This is a genomic window from Alkalicoccobacillus porphyridii, from assembly GCF_007293315.1.
GTDB lineage: Bacteria > Bacillota > Bacilli > Bacillales > Bacillaceae_D > Alkalicoccobacillus > Alkalicoccobacillus porphyridii.
On sequence record NZ_VLXZ01000001.1, the window covers coordinates 578,077 to 599,399 of the forward strand.

General features: G+C 39.7%; 15 protein-coding genes. All 15 read right to left on the reverse strand.

The window, feature by feature from the left end; all coding sequences use genetic code 11:
• Nucleotides 1-4: 4 nt before the first annotated feature.
• Nucleotides 5-826, reverse strand: a complete 822-nt coding sequence (locus FN960_RS02655) for a sugar ABC transporter permease (protein WP_438799592.1) — start codon at nt 824-826, stop codon at nt 5-7.
• Nucleotides 827-848: 22 nt separating this feature from the next.
• The gene (locus FN960_RS02660; RefSeq protein WP_306461597.1) at nt 849-2,144 is read right to left on the reverse strand and encodes a carbohydrate ABC transporter permease; all 1,296 of its coding nucleotides are present in this window, start codon (nt 2,142-2,144) and stop codon (nt 849-851) included.
• 77 nt (nt 2,145-2,221) lie between these two features.
• Nucleotides 2,222-3,496: a galactooligosaccharide ABC transporter substrate-binding protein GanS gene (gene ganS, locus FN960_RS02665; protein ID WP_143846817.1), complete on the reverse strand. Its 1,275-nt coding sequence runs from the start codon at nt 3,494-3,496 to the stop codon at nt 2,222-2,224.
• 256 nt (nt 3,497-3,752) lie between these two features.
• On the reverse strand, nt 3,753-4,790 hold the full coding sequence (locus FN960_RS02670) for a LacI family DNA-binding transcriptional regulator (RefSeq protein ID WP_143846818.1): 1,038 nt from the start codon (nt 4,788-4,790) through the stop codon (nt 3,753-3,755).
• A 52-nt stretch (nt 4,791-4,842) separates the two neighbouring features.
• On the reverse strand, nt 4,843-6,468 hold the full coding sequence (gene abc-f / locus FN960_RS02675; RefSeq protein ID WP_143846819.1) for a ribosomal protection-like ABC-F family protein: 1,626 nt from the start codon (nt 6,466-6,468) through the stop codon (nt 4,843-4,845).
• A 1,037-nt stretch (nt 6,469-7,505) separates the two neighbouring features.
• Nucleotides 7,506-8,660 (reverse strand): NAD(P)-dependent oxidoreductase, encoded by a 1,155-nt coding sequence (locus FN960_RS02680; protein ID WP_143846820.1) that lies wholly within the window; start codon nt 8,658-8,660, stop codon nt 7,506-7,508.
• A gap of 17 nt (nt 8,661-8,677) precedes the next feature.
• On the reverse strand, nt 8,678-10,084 hold the full coding sequence (locus FN960_RS02685) for a lipopolysaccharide biosynthesis protein (RefSeq protein WP_143846821.1): 1,407 nt from the start codon (nt 10,082-10,084) through the stop codon (nt 8,678-8,680).
• Entirely contained in the window at nt 10,062-11,063 is a 1,002-nt protein-coding gene (locus FN960_RS02690) for a glycosyltransferase family 2 protein (protein WP_143846822.1), read from the reverse strand. The genes FN960_RS02685 and FN960_RS02690 overlap by 23 nt, the downstream gene beginning before the upstream one ends.
• Nucleotides 11,053-12,033 carry a dTDP-glucose 4,6-dehydratase gene (gene rfbB, locus FN960_RS02695; protein ID WP_143846823.1) on the reverse strand — a complete coding sequence of 327 codons (981 nt, stop codon included), beginning with the start codon at nt 12,031-12,033 and terminating at the stop codon, nt 11,053-11,055. Before rfbB ends, FN960_RS02690 begins: the two co-directional genes overlap by 11 nt.
• Nucleotides 12,030-12,596, reverse strand: coding sequence for a dTDP-4-dehydrorhamnose 3,5-epimerase (gene rfbC, locus FN960_RS02700; RefSeq protein ID WP_143846824.1), 567 nt, complete (start codon nt 12,594-12,596; stop codon nt 12,030-12,032). Before rfbC ends, rfbB begins: the two co-directional genes overlap by 4 nt.
• A gap of 16 nt (nt 12,597-12,612) precedes the next feature.
• Nucleotides 12,613-13,380: a sugar phosphate nucleotidyltransferase gene (locus FN960_RS02705; protein WP_143846825.1), complete on the reverse strand. Its 768-nt coding sequence runs from the start codon at nt 13,378-13,380 to the stop codon at nt 12,613-12,615.
• A 97-nt stretch (nt 13,381-13,477) separates the two neighbouring features.
• Entirely contained in the window at nt 13,478-14,842 is a 1,365-nt protein-coding gene (locus FN960_RS02710; RefSeq protein WP_143846826.1) for a sugar phosphate nucleotidyltransferase, read from the reverse strand.
• A gap of 12 nt (nt 14,843-14,854) precedes the next feature.
• Nucleotides 14,855-15,976, reverse strand: coding sequence for a glycosyltransferase family 4 protein (locus FN960_RS02715; RefSeq protein ID WP_143846827.1), 1,122 nt, complete (start codon nt 15,974-15,976; stop codon nt 14,855-14,857).
• 434 nt (nt 15,977-16,410) lie between these two features.
• Complete coding sequence (locus tag FN960_RS02720; protein WP_143846828.1) at nt 16,411-17,091, reverse strand: sugar transferase; 681 nt, start codon at nt 17,089-17,091, stop codon at nt 16,411-16,413.
• Between the two features lie 1,174 nt (nt 17,092-18,265).
• Nucleotides 18,266-21,097: an N-acetylglucosaminidase gene (locus FN960_RS02725; protein ID WP_143846829.1), complete on the reverse strand. Its 2,832-nt coding sequence runs from the start codon at nt 21,095-21,097 to the stop codon at nt 18,266-18,268.
• Nucleotides 21,098-21,323: the final 226 nt, after the last annotated feature.

A 21,323-nucleotide genomic window follows, 5' to 3' on the forward strand; every position in this document is an offset into this window, starting at 1 on the left:
AGAATTAACCTTTTGTTCCACCTTGTGTGAGTCCCGAGACGAACTGCTTCTGTACGATTAGGAACAGGATCGTTACTGGAATCGCAATGAGTAGGGCTCCAGCAGCAAAAGTGGTGTAGCTTGCTCCCATTGGGTCCGCAACAAGATTATAAAGACCAATAGGTAATGTATACATTTCTGGTGAGCGAACAATAACACTCGCTAAAATAAAGTCTCCAAGTGGACCAGTAAACGAGTTAATCGCAACTACCGCTAGAATTGGTTTGGCAAGCGGCATAATGATTTGAAGAAAAATCCGAAAGTGGCTCGCTCCATCTATCCGCGCAGACTCATCTAAGTCTTTCGGGATGGAATCCAAATATCCTTTCATTAAATAAGTGTTCATCGGAATTTGTCCACCTGCATAGATCAAAATTAACGCTAGATGACTATTAATTAATCCAAGCATTTGCGCTAAGACAAAAATGGCAATTAATGCAGAGAATTGCGGAATCATTTGTAGAAGCAAAAACAGCATTAGCCCGTTTTTGCGCCCCTTGAAACGAAACCGCGAAAAAGCATAACCAGTAAAGCTAACCATAATTAACGTAAGAATCATCGTAATTAAGCCAATCTTCATAGAGTTGATATACCACTGAAGATAAAGCACTCGATTTGACGTAAAAAGCTCTACATAATGGGAAAGCGTTGGGTTACTAGGAATCATGGTTGTACTAACCAAACTGTTTCCCGGATTAAACGAAGCGCCAATTGCCCATAAGAGAGGATATAAAATGGCGGCCACGACTACAATTAAAACCGTATACGTCGCAGTAAGTCGTACCATCGTTGATCGTTTAGTATTCATGCTACATCATATCCTCCTCTTTGAAGGAATTGGTTCGCTTAAATTGCCAAAGCGCAATCGAAATCACAAAGATAGAAAGCAAAATGGTAATCGCTGCAGCTAGCGCATACTGTGAAGACTGCATGGTCAGCTTGTAAATCCACGAAACGAGAATATCCGTTCCTCCAGCCGTGGAGCCTGACACTGGTGGACCACCGCCATTAAAGAGATAAATAATATTGAAATTATTAAAGTTAAAGGTATATTGAGTAATTAAGATTGGAGCAATGGAATACAGAACAAGCGGCAAGGTAATTAAGCGGAACTTGCTCATGGTCCCAGCACCATCAATGGTTGCAGCTTCATATAAATCCTGCGGAATAGCTTGCAGAACACCCGTTGTCATAATAAATACAAAAGGAAAGCCAAGCCACATCTGCATAAAGATTAACGCAACCTTGCTCCAAAACGGATCGGTCAACCAAGGCTTCGGATCAATTCCTATAAAAGCAAAGATATCGTTATTTATCGCTCCGAACGTATCATTAAAAAGCCCTGCAAAAATTAAAATCGTCACAAATCCCGGTACGGCCCATGGTAAAATCAAGATCGTGCGAAAAAAGCTCTTAAACTTAATTTCCTTTTGATTGACTAACACCGCGAGCCAGATTCCAAGTGCACACTGTAAGGTTGTAGCGAGCAGCGTCCAAATGATCGTCCAGCCTAACACATCAAAAAATGTCGCTCTCCAAATATCTACAGTAAAGATATTCGTGAAGTTCTGTAGCCCGACCCAATCAAACAAGTTAGCCGGTGGCGAATGATATAAATCATAATTTGTAAAAGCGAGGGCGAAGCTAAACAGAATCGGAAATACGACAGTAAATATGAGCAAAAAGAAACCAGGTGTACTCATTAAATACGGAAAGCCTTGATCTAATAACAAATGATACTGGGCACGAATGGAATGCAAAGGCACGCGTTCATCGCGCCGTTTCCCATTCACATACGCATCCTTCATCATAAAATAATAAAGAGTGAGTCCAAGGGTTGCTACTATCACAGCAATGATCCCCTCAGCTAATAAAAACACGGAATTATCCCGAGGAGTCTGTACACCTAATGTGAACAATCCCCAAAAGCCCATATTAAATAAATCCTTAAAAACAACGATAAAGGCGAAACCAAATACTAGAAACACAGACCCCTTTGCAAATTGACGATTATATAGCTGACCAACCCCAGGAATAATTGACAATGCGAGGGCACGTCTGCGATGCTTCTTTGACACTGCACCGTACTCAAGGTTATCTTCCAATGCCACACACCTTCTTATTTAAAATCTAATAAGCGAGCAGACGTAGCTATCGCGCACGTCTGCCTTTCGCTTTATTGTTATCTAGAATGATTTGCTTGAATTTGAGAATCAATGGTTTGCACTGCTTCGTCTAAAGCCTGCTGTACCTCTGCACGGTCGGTCGCAATTAAACCTAACGCATTGTCTACAGGTGTCCAAACCTCTGCCATTTCAGGGATATTAGGCGTTAAGCTAGCATTTAAACTCTGTTCAGCCATCGCCGCCGCATTCTCATTTTCCGTCACTACTGGATCGTCAATTAAATCAACCAATGGTGGAACCTCTTGAGTTATTTCAAATCGTTTCTTGGAGTTTTCAAAGTTTGTCAGGAACTCTACAAATTCTTGAGCCAGCTCTGCATTGTCAGAGTAAGAAGAAACGTTATAGCTTTTGACTCCTAGGAAGGAGCTCATATTTTCCCCATTTGAAAGCAATGGTAACGGTGCAACCCCATAATCTACTCCCGCTTCTGCATAAGGACCAAATGACCATGGTCCTGAAATCACAGCTGCAGCTTTTTGCTCTGTGAATAATGAGTCAAGTACATTGATCCCTTGCTCCCCTATAATACCTGCTGGAAACAATCCTTCTTTAAAAAAGGTTTGAATATATTCTCCGCCTTCTACAGCGCCTTCATTGTTTAATCCAATATCTGTTACATCATAATTTCCATCAGCGTCCTGCGGAAAAACATAGCCTCCGTAACCGCCAAGCACACTTTGCGCATAATAGACTTCATCCCATTTTGCTAAAAAACCATATTGACCATCTTTGGTTTGATCCACTGATAAGTCATACCATTCTTCCAATGTTTCAGGAAGGTTATTCTCATCAACTAATTCTTTATTGTAGAATAGAACGGTTGTCTCTACAGCTTTAGGCAAACCGTAAACCTTGCCATCCACCATTTGAGAGAGCATCGTTTCTTCAGTATACAAACTCGTCACGTCATCAGAGACGTCTAACTCCGCTAATAACCCCTCTGTTACAGCTGTTCCAATTTGATCATGTGGAACGGTAATAACATCTGGGCCACTACCAGAAGGACCATCTAGTCGAAGATCTTCAATTTGTCCAGCATAGCCCTTTTCAATAACCTCTATTTGAACATCATGCTCTTGCTCAAATTGCTCCACGGCTTCGGTAATCCCTTCTGATTTCTGAATATCCTCCCATACGAGCAGTGTGTTAGATCCAGAAGATCCCTCTTCATTTGAAGCCGAAGGATCCTCTTCCCCTGGTCCACATGCTGTGAGCGCCGCAGCCATTAAAGTACAAGCACCTGTTGTTAAAAGCCATTTACCCTTTTTCATCTTCGTTCCCCCTACTATATTTATAAAAAACACGAATAAGAAAACGCTTTCTTAAGTAGAAGAATATCAGTGTTTATGAAAATTGTAAATATATTTTATTAATTAATTTAAGTAAAATGTTTTACTAACGGGGGAAAGAGTGAGTGAGTAAGCATATGCGTATTAAGATAGAGGCGACTTTTACAAGTGAATGTCATTATTTTTATCAGCTAAAAAGTTTTACTTTATGTTTAAACCACAAAAAAAAGAAACGACCTCATTGGGTCGTTTCTTTTGCTGGAGCTCCTTTTGAATCAAGACTTTTTGTACTCTTTCGATAAACAGGGGTTGAAGCAATATAAACCGTCTTGCACAGCTCACGCCGATCGACAAGCCGTTCCATCATGAGGTCCACTGCTGTCTCACATAATAATGAGGTGTAAATCCGAAACGTTGTTAAAGGAGGAGATACGTACTTAGAGACATGACTATCATTAATACTAAATACATTCACTCGATTTGGCAGGTCAAAGCCTCGTTCATTTAATGCTTGAAGACAGCCTACCGCTAATGAATCACTGGCTACACAAAAAGCAGAGGGTAGATGATCTCCATGCTCATCAATTGCTCGTAGCATTAATTGATACCCTTGCTCTACAGAGAAACGATCTCCAATGTAAATACAATCTTCCACCAGAAGCTGATGAGCTGTTGCACACTTACGAAAAGCAGATTCTCTCACATCTTTCAGGCGCTCGCCTGTGTTAATGTCAAAGTCGTCGCCACCAATAAAACCGACAGAGCGATGACCATTTTCAACATAGTATTCTACCATCTTTTCAATAATTCTTTTCAGGTTTGGCCTGACTGAGTCATATCGATCTTCATCAGGTGAGGTATCAATAAACACGATATGAGGTGTAACCTGACGAAGCTTCTCTAGCTCCACGTCTTTAAAACGACCAATAGCAATAATACCTTCCGTCGTTGGATCCACCGCTTCGACTCCGTCTGCTATCGTATACAGGGTTAGATTAATTTGACGCTCATCAGCTTGCGCACTAATTCCTTCCCGAATTTCTTGAAAGTAAATATCTTCTAGCTCTTCACGTTCCGTAAACCAATAAAGGAAGGCTACTTTTTTTAGAGAATGCTTATAGGCTTTTTTCTTGTATCCTAGTTTGTCAGCCGCCTCATAGATCCGTTCTCTTGTTCGATCTGTCACAGAGAGATTTGGGTCCTGATTTAACACCCTAGATACGGTTGCTATTGATAACCCTACACTATTTGCTATGTCCTTAATTGTCACTGCCATCTGAGCACCCCATTAAATCTCAATCTTCCTTTATTATAAACAAAATTATAATTTAGTAAAACTTTTTATTCCTCGCATACTCATAATTCCCAACATAACTCGTCAGTTTCCCTTCTTCAAGCCAGCACGTTCTCTGAAATAGCTTATTTAGAAAATAGCGATCATGCGAGATGCAGAGAATAGTACCTTGAAATGCCTCAAGAGCCTCCTCGAGTATCTCTCTTGAATCAATATCAAGATGGTTGGTTGGCTCATCCAGCAGAAGAAGATTATGCTGCTCATGGAGAAGCTGAGCAAGGCGTAACCTCATACGCTCGCCCCCGCTAAGGTCTTTTACTTTTTTAAAGACATCCTCTCCATAAAATAAGAAACCGGCAAGCTCGTTTCTTGCTGCACCTTCTTCTACATGAGCACTGTCACGAAAGGCATCAATGACACGTTGCTCGGGCAAAAGTTCATTGCCGTGCTGGGAAAGAGAGCCGATAGATACACTCTCTCCAACCTTGACATCGCCAAAGTCTGCTTTCATCTCACCGAGAATTAGTTGGAAAAGAGTCGACTTACCAGCCCCATTCGCTCCAACAATAGCTACTCTTTCCTGATAAGCTAACTGGAAGTTAACATCCTTTAGCACAGGTTGCTCTGTTCCAAAGCCTTTATTTACATTCGTTAAAGTGACAACATCTGTCCCGCTTCTCCCTTTTTGATCGAAGGATAAGTGCATTTTTCTTTGCTGCAGAACTGGTTTTTTTAAGAGGTTGATACGAGCTAGTGCCTTTTCCATACTTTTCGCTTTCTTATGCAAACCAGCATTTGGCGGGTTGGATCGATTGGCCCAGTCTTTCAAGCGTTTAATAGCTTCCTGCATCTTCTTAATTTTTTTCTGTTGATCCTGGTATTGCTGGAACTCAAGTAATAATCTTTCTTCGCGCTCCTTCACAAAGCCAGAGTAGTTGGTATGATACGTTTGTAGTTCTCCATTATCCATTTCAATAATTCGTGTAACGGTGTCATCTAAAAATGCACGATCATGAGAAATGCTGACCACTGTGCCTTTGTACTGCTTAATCCAATCTGTAAGCCATTCAGACGCTTGTAAATCGAGGTGGTTGGTTGGCTCATCCAGTAGTAATAGGTTTGGTTTACGTAATAACAATCTAGCTAGCCCTACCTTCGTACGTTCGCCACCACTAAGCTGCTCCCATTGCTTACCTAACAGCGTCTGTATGCCTAGCCCCGAGCTGACTCTACGAATATCAGCTTCTACCTCGTATCCTCCCAATTCCATAAATTGCTGTTGTAGCTCACCATATCTGGCAAGCAGCTTTTCCATTTTTGCAGTATCCTCTACTCTCTCTAACTCTGCTTCTAGCTCACGTAATCTGATCTCGATATAGCGTAGCTCATGGAAGACGTCGGCAAGAATGTCAGAAACCAATACGTCCCCATACTCTGGATTTTGCTCAAGGGTCCCCTTTGTACATCCCTTTTTCCAACCAACTCTTCCTGCTGAAGGCTGTGTCACCTCGCCCATAATATGCAGCAAACTTGTTTTTCCTTCACCATTTCGCCCTACAAGCCCAACTCGTTCCCCTTGCTTTATTTCTAATGAAAGCTTCTCAAATACCAGATGCACCCCAAACGATTGAGAAACCTCATGTAAATAGACGATCGTCATTGTTTATCTACTCCTTATGATTAGGAAGTAGACCATTTGTCCATACCAAAAAAGACGGCAGAATCACTCTGCCGTCTTAATATCTATAGGTGGGCAAATGTCTCTTCCATTGGTTTTTTCCTATGCAGTTACGAATGTAAATTGGACAGACTGATCCAATTTCGTAACGGCTGTGGAAAATAGAGCCCGACATATTAACAGAAATGCTAAAAAATCAGACTCACTTCCAATGGAATGATTCACTATGACCCACCTCCAATCTTATTAATACTCATATCTTAGCCAATATGGTGCGAGAAGTAAAGCCGATGTAAGAAAATAGCGGATGAATCATGTTTCGTTTCTCCGGCTGCCGCTCCCGAATATGGGGGCACGCTTAAGCGGGAAGGTACCTGCGCTAATGGGAGCTGACCTTTTATCTCAATGAACTTGTTTTTTGATCCCACTGAAAAGAGGTTTTAAATCATAATGAATCTAAAAAAAACAGACCTCATTCCCTTAGAAAGGAATATTGGTCACTTGTCTGATCGGGAACATGAGCGGAAGGAGAACCCGAAGACTCCTGCGGAACAGAATGAGTCTGAAGACATCGAAGTGGTGGTTTTCCACTTCGAGGGCTGAGGCCGTTCCCGCGGAAAGCGTAGGGTTCTCCTGTAGCGGTGCATAGCTCATTTGTAGATGACTTTTTCAGTGATCTTCTTTTTATCCCGCAGGTGTCAGCCCACTATTTTCGTCCGCTTATTTAGATATATTTATACAATCATAGGGGCTTTACTCAATTAAACAAATGTTTATTTAAGCTTATGACCCTGCTACCCAATCAATGACGCCAATGATCATGGCCCAGAGAGGAATGTTAAGCAGGATTCCCCAAAACAATCCGCGCGCAAATCCTCTTTGACGAATCATGATGATCGCCTCCCTGTAAGTACTATACCCACTTATGGGAGAGATAGAACATGACTGGCAGGTACTACGAATACCCTATACCTGTTGTTAAGGTTATTCATAGCCCGTTCGTCAGCATATCTGAACACTTAATTTACTTGACCCAAATCAACTCGTTCTTTTACATCTAACCATGCTTTAAGAGCTGTACTTCCATCAATTTCAACATCATTAAATGTAAGAATTTCTCCCTCTTCAATAGGTCTAATCACCCTTGCTTGTTGAAGGAGCCCAATCGGAATATGGTTAGGTTCATTCTCTATCTTAACGGCTTCACCTCTAACCTGAAAACTACCTATTCCTTTGCTAATTAATTCTCCTGCTTGCAATGGATTTTTTGCAATGGCAGCCACACTGATACGAGGCTGCGTACTGTTATTTAAAAGAATTCCGTCACCTCGTTCAACTCGACGAATGGTTTTAAGGATCTCTAAGTGACACAAATGAAACGGTTGGATGAGAGTGTAAAATGGTCCTTTGCCGAGTTTGAAGTACTCAAGAGCGGCAGCTTGTTCTTCATGATGAGTTGCAGTAATAAATACACCAGGTGGGCCACTTGGACAAAGTAAATAGTCACTGATAGCGTGACCGTATTTAAGTGAAAGCTCAGCAAGATTGTATGCTCCATCCTCAAGTTTTGCTGCTTCCTGACCATTTAATCCCTGGTAGAGTATATCTGCTCCTAATCCATTTGCGACCAAAGCTTGTTCTACTTGAACCTTTGTTCCATCCGTAAAAGAAGTGACCATCTCAAGAGATAGACCATTACGTTCTGACCAATATCTCATTTCCTCTTCAGTCGGATTCAAATTAAGAAACCCCTTTATATTTCCATATACAACTGGTTTGAAACCCATACCGACAGCATTTTCTTTTAAAGCAGCAAGACTACCAGGCTGATCACCTTCCGCCTCAGTCAGAAAACCCTTAGTTGCTAAATAGGACCCCGTCGTGACCTGTAACTCAGCATTCATCGTGATTACAGGAATGTCGTATTCAAAAGCGCGCATAATGATTTCCGTTCCATGTTGTACATCTCCACTGCATTCAATCAAAATGTCTGTGTTCTCAAGTAATTCTTCTAAGGATTGAGTTAATTGTTCATAAGGAATCCCATAAACACTTTGCTTGTCTCTCCTTGTCAAAACCCTATTTACCTCAAGGTCGGGGGCAATTCTCAGGGCTTGTATAAGTCCTCTAGCAATAAATCCAGTCCCTACAACTGAAATTCTAGTTGGCTGCATGATTTTAATCCTCCCTTTTATCTCTCATTTGTTTTACCCAGACGTTGCACAAATCTTGAATTATACTTTAACACCAATTTATAAACAGCTTTAAGGCTAGCATCCACTCTTATATTCATACTTGCTCTCACAACTGCCCACATGCAAATCTGACATATTACATTTGCAATGAGTGACCCAATGGCAACTCCTATTCCACCAAATAATAGACCTAATCCTGTTGTGAGACACAATGCTAGAATGCCTGTACTAACGGTAATTTTCATTAATTGCCGCTGTTTATCAGCCATCAACATTAAGATACCGCATGCCCCGTTCCAGACAATAACTAGTTGCTTTAAACTAAGTAGAATCAAAAACAATGCAGCCCCCCCATAAAAGGGCCCAAACAAAAGTGACATAACCTGACCTGGAAAGATAGAAAACAATATAACAAGCGCCAAAGCAGGCAGAAGAGCAATGCCTCCCATTAAGCGTAGTATAGACTCTAGATCTTTCATTTTTCCTTGTCCATTTTTTGCTGCTATAAATGGTGCCACTACCGCATTAAGGACGATGATTGGCATGGAAACAATTGCCGTAAGTCTTAAAGCAGCTCCATAAAGGGCAATCGTTTCTTCATTAGCTACCAATCCAACAATCCATAAATCTGATTGACTTAATAAAAATAAGCTAAGGGTCACACCAAGAATCGGCCATGCTGTTTGATAAAGCTTACGATTGGATACGTTAGATACGTATGCTTCTTTTTGTTTCTGGTAAAATCTCAGCTTATTAAAAAGTAGAAGCCAGCCAATTAAACTAGAAAAAATTAATGACCCTATAGTCAAATTGATTGCATGCACAATAGTCATTGAATCTGCCGTCACGAAGCCAAAGACAAATAAGCTACAAATTAGGGTAGAGTTGTAGAAAAAACCACCAAATATAGAAGCAAGCCGAATATCATGTAAGCCTCTAAAATATTCTGCTAATAGTAAATGAAAGACATTACCAGCTATCCAAATTGAAATGAACACGGTAAGTGACGCCATATTTGATGAAGGAAAAAGAGCACCAAATAAAAAAGTGGCGATTACATAGTAACCTCCACCAACAACTAATGTTCCAATGGAAACAATAAAGCTTGTCCTCTTTATCACCGAAACAATTTGGTTATACCGTTTATTTCCTACTCCCTCTGCAATGAAGCGAGTTGAAGTTTGCTCTAACCCCAACAATCCAAAATAAGCACCAAATAAGGCTATATTAAACCCTAAAAAGTACAAACCTGCATCGGAGGGATTAAGCATTCTAGCAATCATACCATTGATTATTAAGGCAAGTACTGCATTGGAAGCTTTACCTAAAAATGCCCATACGCCTCCTGATAAAAGCTTCTGACTCAATAACCTCGACTCATTAACCAGTTTTTTTTGCTCCATGATTCAGCCTCATTTTATCTTTATCTTCAAAATATTTACCTGAACGCCCTTTTAAGGAATCACTCAGAGCCCTCACAATTAATTGACTTCGTTTACGTTTGTTTTTTTGTCTACGTAAAATAATTTTCAAATGGTACCAATAAAAATTGCGGTATAGCCAAAGCAACGCTGGAAGGTCATATACTTTATTACTACTAAAATTTTTAGCCATTAAATATGCATTCCGGATGTTATAATACGTCGATAAAGCCGAGAGATCATCTGTTTTTATGGATTGGGAGACCTTGTGATGGATAATCGAGGCAGGCACATACAACACTCTCCATCCTCTTTCCCGCACTTTTAAGTTCCAATCACTGTCTTCATAATATAAGAAATATCCTTCTTCCAGCGGACCCACCTCTTTGACTATATCCGTTCGAATTAACAAACTACAACCCACAATATAGTCAACTTCCCTTTCTTGATCATATTGACCTCGATCTACACTCATCATACCTTCATGCCGATTAGCTCCCGTGCGCTTGTTAATAATTCCCCCAGCAAACCAAAGTACATCAGATCCTTCAAAATAAATCTTTGAACCAGTTATGCCAACGCTAGTATCATGATTCATTGGACTTACAAGTGTTTCTAACGAATCGGGTTCAACAAGCGTATCGTTATTCAATAACCATATGAAAGAGAAGCCTTTTTGACATGCATCTTTAATAGCAATATTATTTCCGCATGCAAATCCCCCATTATTCTCGGAGGCATGCAAAGTCCAATTATAAGAGTAAACAGCATTAAATATATCATGACTTAACTGTTCAAACGAATCGTCAGTCGAGGCATTATCTACAACGTAAACATGAAAGCTTGGATAATTAAGATTTTCTAATGATTTCATACAAGCCTGAGTATCCTTATAGCTATTCCAATTTAATAAAATAATGGCAACAGATTGAGATGTGGAGGACTTGCTTTTAGTTTCCATAAGATTGACTCATTTGACTTGCTGTGCGATGTTTTTCGGTAAACCAATCAATGGTCTCTTTTAGACCTTCTTCAAAGGTATGCATTGGTTGCCAACCAAGCTCACCTTTTATCCTGCTAGCATCAATGGCATACCTTCTGTCATGACCTAAGCGATCTGTCACTCTAGCAATTTGGTTTCTTGGCACCTCAAGATAATCCAATATCTTCTCAACCAAATCAATATTATTCCATTCATTGTTTGAACCAATATTATAGACACTTCCTGGTTTTGCCTTATGAAGCACCGCATCAATTGCTGTACAGTGATCATGAACATGTAACCAATCTCGAACGTTTTGACCATCTCCGTATAACGGGATCGGTAACCCATCTAGTGCTCGTAAGATGGTCACTGGAATGAGCTTCTCCCGATATTGATTAGGTCCATAATTATTTGAACAGCGTGTAATTCTGGTATCCATACCATAAGTTTCGTAATATGCACGCACAAACATGTCTGCGCTTGCTTTGCTCGCTGCATATGGGCTGTTTGGAGCAAGAGGGGTTTCTTCTGTAAAATACCCTTCTTTTGGTAATGTTCCGTACACTTCATCAGTTGAGATGTGTACAAATGTACCTACCCCATATAATCTTGCACAGTCAAGAAGGTTCTGCGTTCCAATGACATTGGTCTCAACAAATTTACCAGGAGATTCAATACTACGGTCTACATGTGATTCTGCAGCAAAATGAACAACTGCATCAATAGAGGATGTCAGCATAACCTGATCAATATGAGCTCGATTTGTAATGTCTCCATGTACAAATTGGTACCTTGGTGAATCCGCAATAGAGCTTACATTATCCAAATTGCCAGCGTATGTTAATGCATCAAAATTGATCACTTCATAATCTTCGTATTGGTCAAGAATGTATCGGATAAAGTGGCTGCCAATAAAGCCCGCTCCTCCAGTAACAAATAACTTCATAGTATCCCTTCCCTTTCATGTAACTCTGATAAGACGTCCTCTAATATTGGTAGCTGTTCATCTTTGCCTGACAAAACAGGATTCTCTAATGGCCATGTAATATTTAATGAAGGGTCTGCCCAATAAATCCCTCGTTCTTTGTCTCGATTATACAGCTGATCCACCTTATATAACACTTCCGTATTCGGTTGTAACGTACAAAAACCGTGTGCAAAGCCTTTAGGAACAAGAAGCTGATTATGATCACCTGCTTTTAAAACAACACTTATCCATTTCTTAAATGTAGGTGATTCCTTGCGAATATCAACAACTACATCAAAGATAGCTCCTGCGATGACCCGCACTAGCTTCGTTTGTGCAGCTTCACCCACTTGAAAGTGCAAACCTCGGATGACACCAGTTTCACATGAAAGGGAATGATTATCTTGTATAAAATCTATAGTAATACCTGCATCCAGCCAAGCATCACGCTGATAGCTTTCGGTAAAAAAGCCACGGTTGTCTTGAAAAACAGTGGGCTTAATTAACTTTACCCCTTCTAATTCCAGTTCTTTGATTTCCAAATTTCCCTACCCTCTCTCATTTAAGCATCATTGAATTTGTGTTTTCTATCGGATGGTGGAAGATTTTTTCTAAATGGATATGCTCCGTCATCTTATTTGCTTTTGCAAGAGACTCATGAGTACCAGCATCTATCCACTCACCACGTAACTCTTCAAATCCAAGCTGACTAAGTGAAATATAGATATTATTAACATCCGTAATCTCTAACTCACCACGATCTGATGGCTGAATCGTTTTTATAATAGAGTACACAGAAGGGCTGTACATATAAATGCCGGTTACAGCATATTTTGATAGAGGATTTAATGGTTTCTCTTCAATGGCTTGAATACGATTATTCATTAAGATAGGAACCCCAAAGCGTTGTGGGTCGCTAACGGCTTTAATAAACACTTGTGCACCATATCGATTCCCTTCAAACGTTTGAACTGCATTAGCCAGTGACTCCGTAAAGATATTATCACCAAGTAATACCATGATGTTCTCATTTCCTGTAAAATCTTCTGCTAAACGCAGGGCATCCGCTATCCCACCAGAAGATTCCTGTACGCGATAGGAAAGATTAACGCCTAATTGATCACCACTTCCAAGCAAATTCAAAAAACCACCAGCATGGTTTTTTCCTACGACGATTAATATATCTTTAATGCCTGCCTCCTTCATTCTAGCAACACCATGCATTACCATCGGGTACTTTCCAACAGGCAGCATGTGCTTGTTCATGACGGCTGTCAAAGGATATAGGCGCGTTCCATTTCCTCCAGCTAAGATAACACCTTTCATTTAAATGACCCCCTGTTTTGTTTTTTGTCATCTACTCTCCATATCCTATTCAATTGAATAAAAAATGGGTGAAAAAAGTGTCAGTGTAAACATGCTGTTAAATAATTATAAATTGTTCAACTTCTTCCCATGTCATCCGAATTCGTACAACATCTTCCTCCACAAGCTGCTGTCCAGTCTGAACTTCAATGAACTCTATATCTGTTAATGCCTTGATTGCATGCTTAGTTCCAACCGGAATCCTCAGGACATCACCTGCCCCCACTCTGAAGAGCTGGTCATCAATGACACACTCTCCTTCTCCTTTAATGACGGTCCAAACCTCACTGCGATGGGCATGCACTTGATAACTAATATTTTTGCCAGCATGGATGCCAATCCGTTTCGTAAGAACCTCTACACCATCATCGATATTAATATAGTCTAATACCCGATACCACCCCCATCTTCGCTCCTCGTACATTGGTCTAGATTCAATAGGGGAGGTGAGTTCCTTCACCCTTGGACTAGCTTGTTTACTCGATACTAATATTCCATCCGGACTTACTGCAACCACCGCATCTGGAAGCCCTAATATGGCAACAGGGATATCTAATTCATTAATTAAGTGCGAGTTATAAGAATCCTCAGAGATAATCCCTTTTCCAGTAAGAGCAGCTGGCATTTCCTCGGTTAATGTATTCCATGTCCCTAGGTCCTTCCAGTAGCCATCATAAGAAATCACTGCAATATCCTTTGCTTTTTCAAGGACCGCATAGTCAAAGCTCTCTTTTTTCAGCGATGAATACTGATTTACAAGTGCACTATATGAAATCGGTAACCCTGCTTCTTCAAGCATTGATATAATGTAGTCAATCTTAAAAGCAAATACACCGCAGTTCCAGAGCGCATCCCCCTTAATCAGAGATTTTGCTAACTCCTGATCAGGTTTCTCCTTAAAATACTGAACTCTAGAATAATGCTTCTCCTCAGAAGGCTCTGGAATAATATAACCGTACTTTTCAGATGGATATGTGGGTTTTACCCCGACAAGAGCAATATCCGCATCACTTTCCATTAACACAGTGCTCAATTCCTTTACTTTTAAAAAGAATTCATCCTCTACATAAGAGTCCACCGGCAATATACATACAGATTCTTCAGGTGATATGCCCCTAACTGAATACAAGTAAACAGCAGATAGTGCAATAGCAGGAAAGGTATCTCTTCGCTCAGGTTCCACGACAATATCTACTCCCGAACCAAGCTGGTTATTAATCATCTCCATTTGAGACTTTCCAGTTGTTACTACAGAGTACTGAGCAAGTCCCACTTCATTCAGCTGCCCCCAAACCCTCTGTAACATAGATTCACTCTCACCATATTGATTTCGAAGGACCTTCAAAAACTGTTTTGAGCGTGTATCGTTGGATAAAGGCCATAGTCTTTTTCCTGAACCACCTGATAATAGGACAATATTCAAACACAACACTCCTCAACCAAATTTTTTGTACTCTGCCAGGACATATTCTTCAAATTCCTTCTTAAATATTTCTGGAGCAAATTTAAGCGCATGTTTTCTAATGTCAGCTGAAATAAATTTTGCTGAATGCCTCTCGAATGTTTGAACTGCCTGTTTTAAAGACTCCTGATCCTGCTTATCAAAGAAAACGCCTGTAGGATGCTCTTTATCAAGACCTACAACCGTCTCAAGTGCTCCGCCTTTTCCAAAGGCGATTACGGGTGTACCACAAGCCTGAGCTTCTACTGGAATAATCCCAAAGTCCTCCTCTGCAGCAAATACAAAGGCTTTGGCTCTTTGCATATGATTTAGTAGCACGTCAAATGCCTGATATCCCATCATCGTGATATTGTCTGTCGCCTTGCTCTTGACCTTTTCAAAATCGGGTCCAGCACCAATCACCACAAGTTTTTTGTCAGGCATGTCCGCAAAAGCTTCAACAATTAGATCCATTTTTTTATAAGGCACCATTCTTGAAGCAGTTAAATAAAAGTCTTCTTTCTTTTCATGTAAACAAAAAGCAGACACATCCACTGGTGGATAGATCACCGTAGAATTGCGATGATAGACCTTTTTAATACGATTTCCTATAAACGTAGAATTGGCTAAGAAGTGATCTACACTGTTTGACGTGCGATAATCCCACATACGCATATAATGAAGAATGGATTTCGCAACTATGCCTTTAATACCCTTTTGCAAGTTTGATTCTTTTAGATATTGATGCTGCAAATCCCACGCATAGCGAATGGGTGAGTGAACATACGAAATGTGAAGCTGATCCGGCCCTGTTATGACTCCTTTTGCCACAGCATGAGAGCTTGAAATGACTACATCATAGGCAGAAACATCAAGCTGCTCAATGGCTAAAGGCATAAGAGGCAGATAAAACCGAAACCGTTTTTTTGAAAATGGCAGCTTCTGAATGAATGTCGTATTCACTTCTTTTTCCTGGATGAACCCCCGTTGATCCTTCTCAAGGAAATTAACAGTACTAAATAAATCGGCATCAGGGTAAATAGCAAGCAGCGCCTCAAGAACCTTCTCTGACCCTGCATAGGTGACCAACCAATCATGAACTATGGCTACTTTCATGTTCCTACCATCCCCTTCAAATGCTCTTCGACACTTCATTTCCATGTAAACATCTTTACATGAGAGGTACCTTTTAAATACTCAAGTGTCTAGAAATACCACTGGCCAAACACTTTAAAATTAAGATGATCGAGAATAAATCCTCAAATTAAAATATTGGGATGGAAGCATAAGTGTTCCTCATGATGTCTCCAGTGGTGGTAAACCAAATCCTTGTTGATAAAATAATTTCCATTATTTTCCATACTACATTCTTAGACATTCGGATCATTCATTTTCCACAGAAATTAAAGCTGTTATCACACTTTTCAAATTGAAAGAGTTTGAAGCTTTTATGCTCCATCTGCTATCCCAATTATTAAATTGGATGTCTAAACTAAAGGTTAAGGAACCTGATCAAGATATATACCGTTAATTAGATTTCTTTAATATGGTCAGTAAGCTCCACTACGAATAAAGACTTTCCAAACTGTTCTGAATATTATCTGCAAATCTAATACCATACTTCGATTGTCCACATAATACAACTCAACATCCACTCGTTCAGGGTATACAACTTGACTACGCCCGCTAACTTGCCAAAAACCTGTGACACCAGGTTTCACAGATAGAAAAGTCGTCACATGATCTTGATATTCGGCAAGCTCTTCCTTAACAACTGGTCGTGGACCAACTAAACTCATTTCTCCTTTTAACACGTTAATTAATTGTGGTAGTTCATCAAGGCTTGTCTTACGTAAAAAAGCCCCCATAGTCGTTACACGAGGGTCTTCATGAGGTTCCAATTTATAGTTATTGTCAACATACTTTTTGTACAGTTCTCTATCAGAGTGGAGCCTCTCTTCCGCATTCAATGCCATAGAACGGAATTTGTAAATATAAAATAATTTTCCATTCTTCCCAACACGCAACTGCTTGAAAAAAATAGGTCCCTTCTTCTCTTCAAATAGATAGGAGAGACTAATTAGAAGGCATAACGGTAGTGTCATTATAATTCCAAAAATTGCTCCACACACATCGATTGTTCGTTTAACTAAATCATAGAAGCGATAATCTATTTCTGATCTCGCTTGTCTACCTTGAGAAGCTGCATGAGATTCTTTAGATATGTTCATAATACGCCTCCGATAGAAACAGATTAAACACCCGTTCTTTAATAAGAACAACCCATAACGACTGTATATACACATATTGTAAAAAATGATGGGTTTCCCCTAGGCATCTAACCTCTCCTCACATTACTTCAACGGCGACACGCGCCTAAGGTTATGAAAACCCACAAAGTAACCGAGTCCTTCCGATGATAACGGGTCAGAAAGGAATAACCGAAAAAAGAAAATGACGAACGTCGTTCTTTAATAAGAACTTTTTTGTTCATTATAAAGTACTAAATACAAATACTCAACTAAAAACTCGCATTTTTTTCATTATAAAGAACGAATTTAAGCCGAATTTATCAATTGACATATTGTAAGCGCTCTATGTGTCGAGCTAGGATAAAATAAGACAAACTTTAAATGTCTAAAAGACAGAAAATGCTCCAATTCAACTAGAATTGGAGCTAACCATTAAGAAATTGTCAGACCTGCTCATTACCTTCATAAAAAAGAAACGCCGAATGATCATTTTTTGATGAACATTCGGCGTGAGTTGATCTAGGCATTTTGAAGTTTAATTTAATATCTTTACTTACAGTTAGTTGTACAACGTTTTTAAAGTGAATGCTCATCAGCTAGAGAATCTTTGTTCTAGATAAAGTAAAGGTATTTTATAATATAGAACTTAGTTAACTGAGCTTCCCTTTAATAACAAGTATTTCCAATAGATTCTCTGCCCCGATTGGTGCTAGTTACCAACGTAATTATGGCTTCTGGCTTCTCCTCGATCTTCTAATACAGCTGCAGACTGATGAACGACAAAGACGTTATCAAAGAGGAAATCATAGGTTTCGATCTTTGATTGGTCCTTAATGGCTTCCCCAATCTCAACCTCGCCTAACCTGTTAAAGAGTTTTCCATTTAGCTACTGAGCCCCGCAATCCACTTCAAATTAGATTCTTGTAGTGTTGCTAGTGTTGCATCTCAAATTTCATACTCCATTTCCTATAAACCTTTTAATAGATTCTGCTAGATGAGTTAACATTCAATCAAACTCACTATTCAGCTACTATATTAGTTTCATTATAAATAATTCAACATAAGAATTGAATTAAACGATACTTTAAATCTAAGACTTTTATACTCATTAAAATGAAAAAGACAAAGGAACTTACTCCTTTGTCTTCATCTCTTATCTATATACCGGTATATCCAAAATCAATGAATAGGAGCCTATTCCTTGATACAGGTTATACATTGTGTGTACTTGCTTGGATGCCCAGCCAATATCTGTTGCATATTGATGTGTTGGACGACCATTTCTAACCAATGCTTCTGGGTTCCAGCGCATTTTGTATAATGTATTTTGTCCTGCTTTAACATAGCTATTACCAATAAATGCTGCCCCACCAACAATTGATTTATATGGAGTTGTCCAGCCTTGGTCATAAGCATATTGAGATCCACATTCAATTGGGCAATGATCTCTTGCACCAATTCCGTACATGTTGTAAACAGTCACTCCATTTACTTGAACACCACGAGCTAAGGTTGACGTGCCGTGTCCTGTTTCAAGCAAAGCATGAGACAGAAGATACACATCATTGATTCCATGTGTGCGTCCTGCATCAATGAAGGCTTGTCCTTGTCCTGCAAGAGTACCTTTTCCACGAAGGAAATTATTTAATGCTGACGCAGTCGCTCCACTTGTCTTAGCTAAATCAAGGAACTGGAACTGCTGAACACGATCATTAATAAAGTTATTTGGGTTCATGTTGTAAATAATATCTGACTTATTTGCATCTACCCAGAATAACTGATACCAATCACCCGTTTGACGACGAATAGAAAGTCTCTGTCCGTTTCTTAACGTATCGACTACTGCATAATTTGTGCCTGGACCACTACGAACATTTAATGAAGTAGCATTGACAAAATAGTTGCTGCCGCTTCGACGTACATAGTCTTTATGCACATATTGAGTATAACGATCCGTTTGTGCGTTTGCTCCCTGTTGCAAGGTAGCAGCGCGATCAAGAGTAATGTCGTAATTCGTGCGAGTAGTCTGATTGGTTGTTACGTGACTTGAATGAATCCAGACCGTACGATTATTTAATGTTCCACGGTACCAAGTATTGTTACCAACTTTTTCAGTTAAGTGAACTTGGAACGTCTTTCCTCTTTCATTTGAAAGATTATAAACGAGGTCCTTATTTCCACCCCAAGCCTTTGTATAAGCACTTCCAGAACCACTTACAATGAAATTCTTACTATTTTTATCTACCACTGTATGAGCATGAGTTGTAAGCTCGGAAGCTCTTGCCCATCCAACAACACCATTCGTTGCACTTGGGCTTGTGCTAAGGAGATAGTACGTACTGCCGTTATATTGAGCTTCACGCTTAATATAGTAAACAGCATGAGTTAATTGAGATGCATTTAATGTAGCTGAATCACCTAAGTTACGATATACCTTTGTACTGCTGTATAAGTGACCTAATCTACTTGTTGCTTTCCCAGTCGTTTCTACATGTGAGCTATGAATCCAAACTGTGCGATTATTTAATGTTCCACGATACCAAGTATTGTTACCAACCTTCTCAGTTAAATGAACTTGGAACGTCTTGCCCTTTTCATTTGCAAGGTTATAAACTAAATCTTTATTCCCGCCCCAGGCTTTAGTGTAGGCACTACCTGAACCTTTAACTTGAAAGCTTTTGCTCTGTTTATCTACTACAGTATGAGCATGAGTTGTTAATTCTGATGCTCTCGCCCAACCTACTGTACCAGTAGTTGCACTTGGACTTGTACTAAGTAAGTAATATGTGCTGCCATTATATTGTGTCTCTCTCTTAATATAATAAACGGCATGAGTTAATTGAGATGAATTTAAAGTCTTGTTATCTCCTAAATTAGGATACACTTTCGTACTACTGTACAAATGCCCCAGTCTGCTGGTAGCTTTACCGACTGACTCAACATGGGAACTATGAATCCAGACTGTACGGTTATTAAGAGTTCCACGATACCAAATGTCATTCCCAACTTTTTCAGTAAGGTGAACCTGGAACGTTTTACCCTTTTCATTTGCTAGGTTATAAACTATGTCTTTATTTCCACCCCAAGCTTTTGTATAAGCATTGCTTGTACCCTTTACTTGGAATGTTTTACCTTGTCTATCTACCACTGTATGAGCATAGGTAGTTAGTTGTGAAGCTAACGCCCAACCTACGACACCGTTCGTGGCACTTGGACTTGTACTAAGTAGGTAATACGTGCTGCCATTATATTGTGCTTCTTGCTTAATATAATAAACGGCATGAGTTAATTGCGAGGCATTAAGAGTATTAGTGTCTCCTAGATTACGATACACCTTAGTACTACTGTAAAGATGACCCAATCTACTCGTTGACTTAGTCACTGGAGTGCTCTCAGCTTTCATAGAGAACATAATCATCGAATCTTCTTCATCTTCCGTTACCGCTTCTTCTGTTCCTTCTTCAGATGCAGACTCTTCTGCTTCCTCTTCAGTCACAGTTTCTTCTGTTCCTTCGTCAGTTGCAGGCTCTTCTGCTTCCTCTTCAGTCACAGCTTCCTCTGTTCCTTCTTCGGTTGCAGGCTCTTCTGCTTCCTCTTCAGTTACAGCTTCTTCAGTTCCCTCTTCGGTTGCAGGCTCTTCTGCTTCCTCTTCAGTCACAGCTTCTTCTGTTCCTTCTTCAGTCGCAGGCTCCTCTGACCCCTCTTCCGTTACAGCTTCTTGCTCATCTAATGAAAGAAGCGCCAAGCAATCTTCAAAGATTACTTCTTCCTCTTCATTAAGCTGTAATTGATCAGGGTGAAAATCCAATAGATCTTCTTCACCTAGCTCTTCTCTATCAAGAAGGTCTACTAAACAAGCATTTACATCCTCAAGCTCGTATGTATCCTCTTCGATTTCGACTTTTTCTGCAGCGTATGCAGCATATGGCGACAAAAGATTGAACAGAAGAAGCAGAACCACAATAATGCTTACTTTTTTCTTCATACCAAACTCCTTTTCAAGTATAATAGGGTAGCAATCATGCTAAACTACCAGTTCGATTATACTACAAAATCTAATATAAACCATCAAATTTTTAAATAAAATTCTATTAATTTCAACATTATCACACATTATTCAAATTTATTAAAACAATTGTCACTTTTTTATATCGGTTATCAAGTAATGTATTTTTACAATTTTTACACATAAAAAAAACCCTGAGAATCAT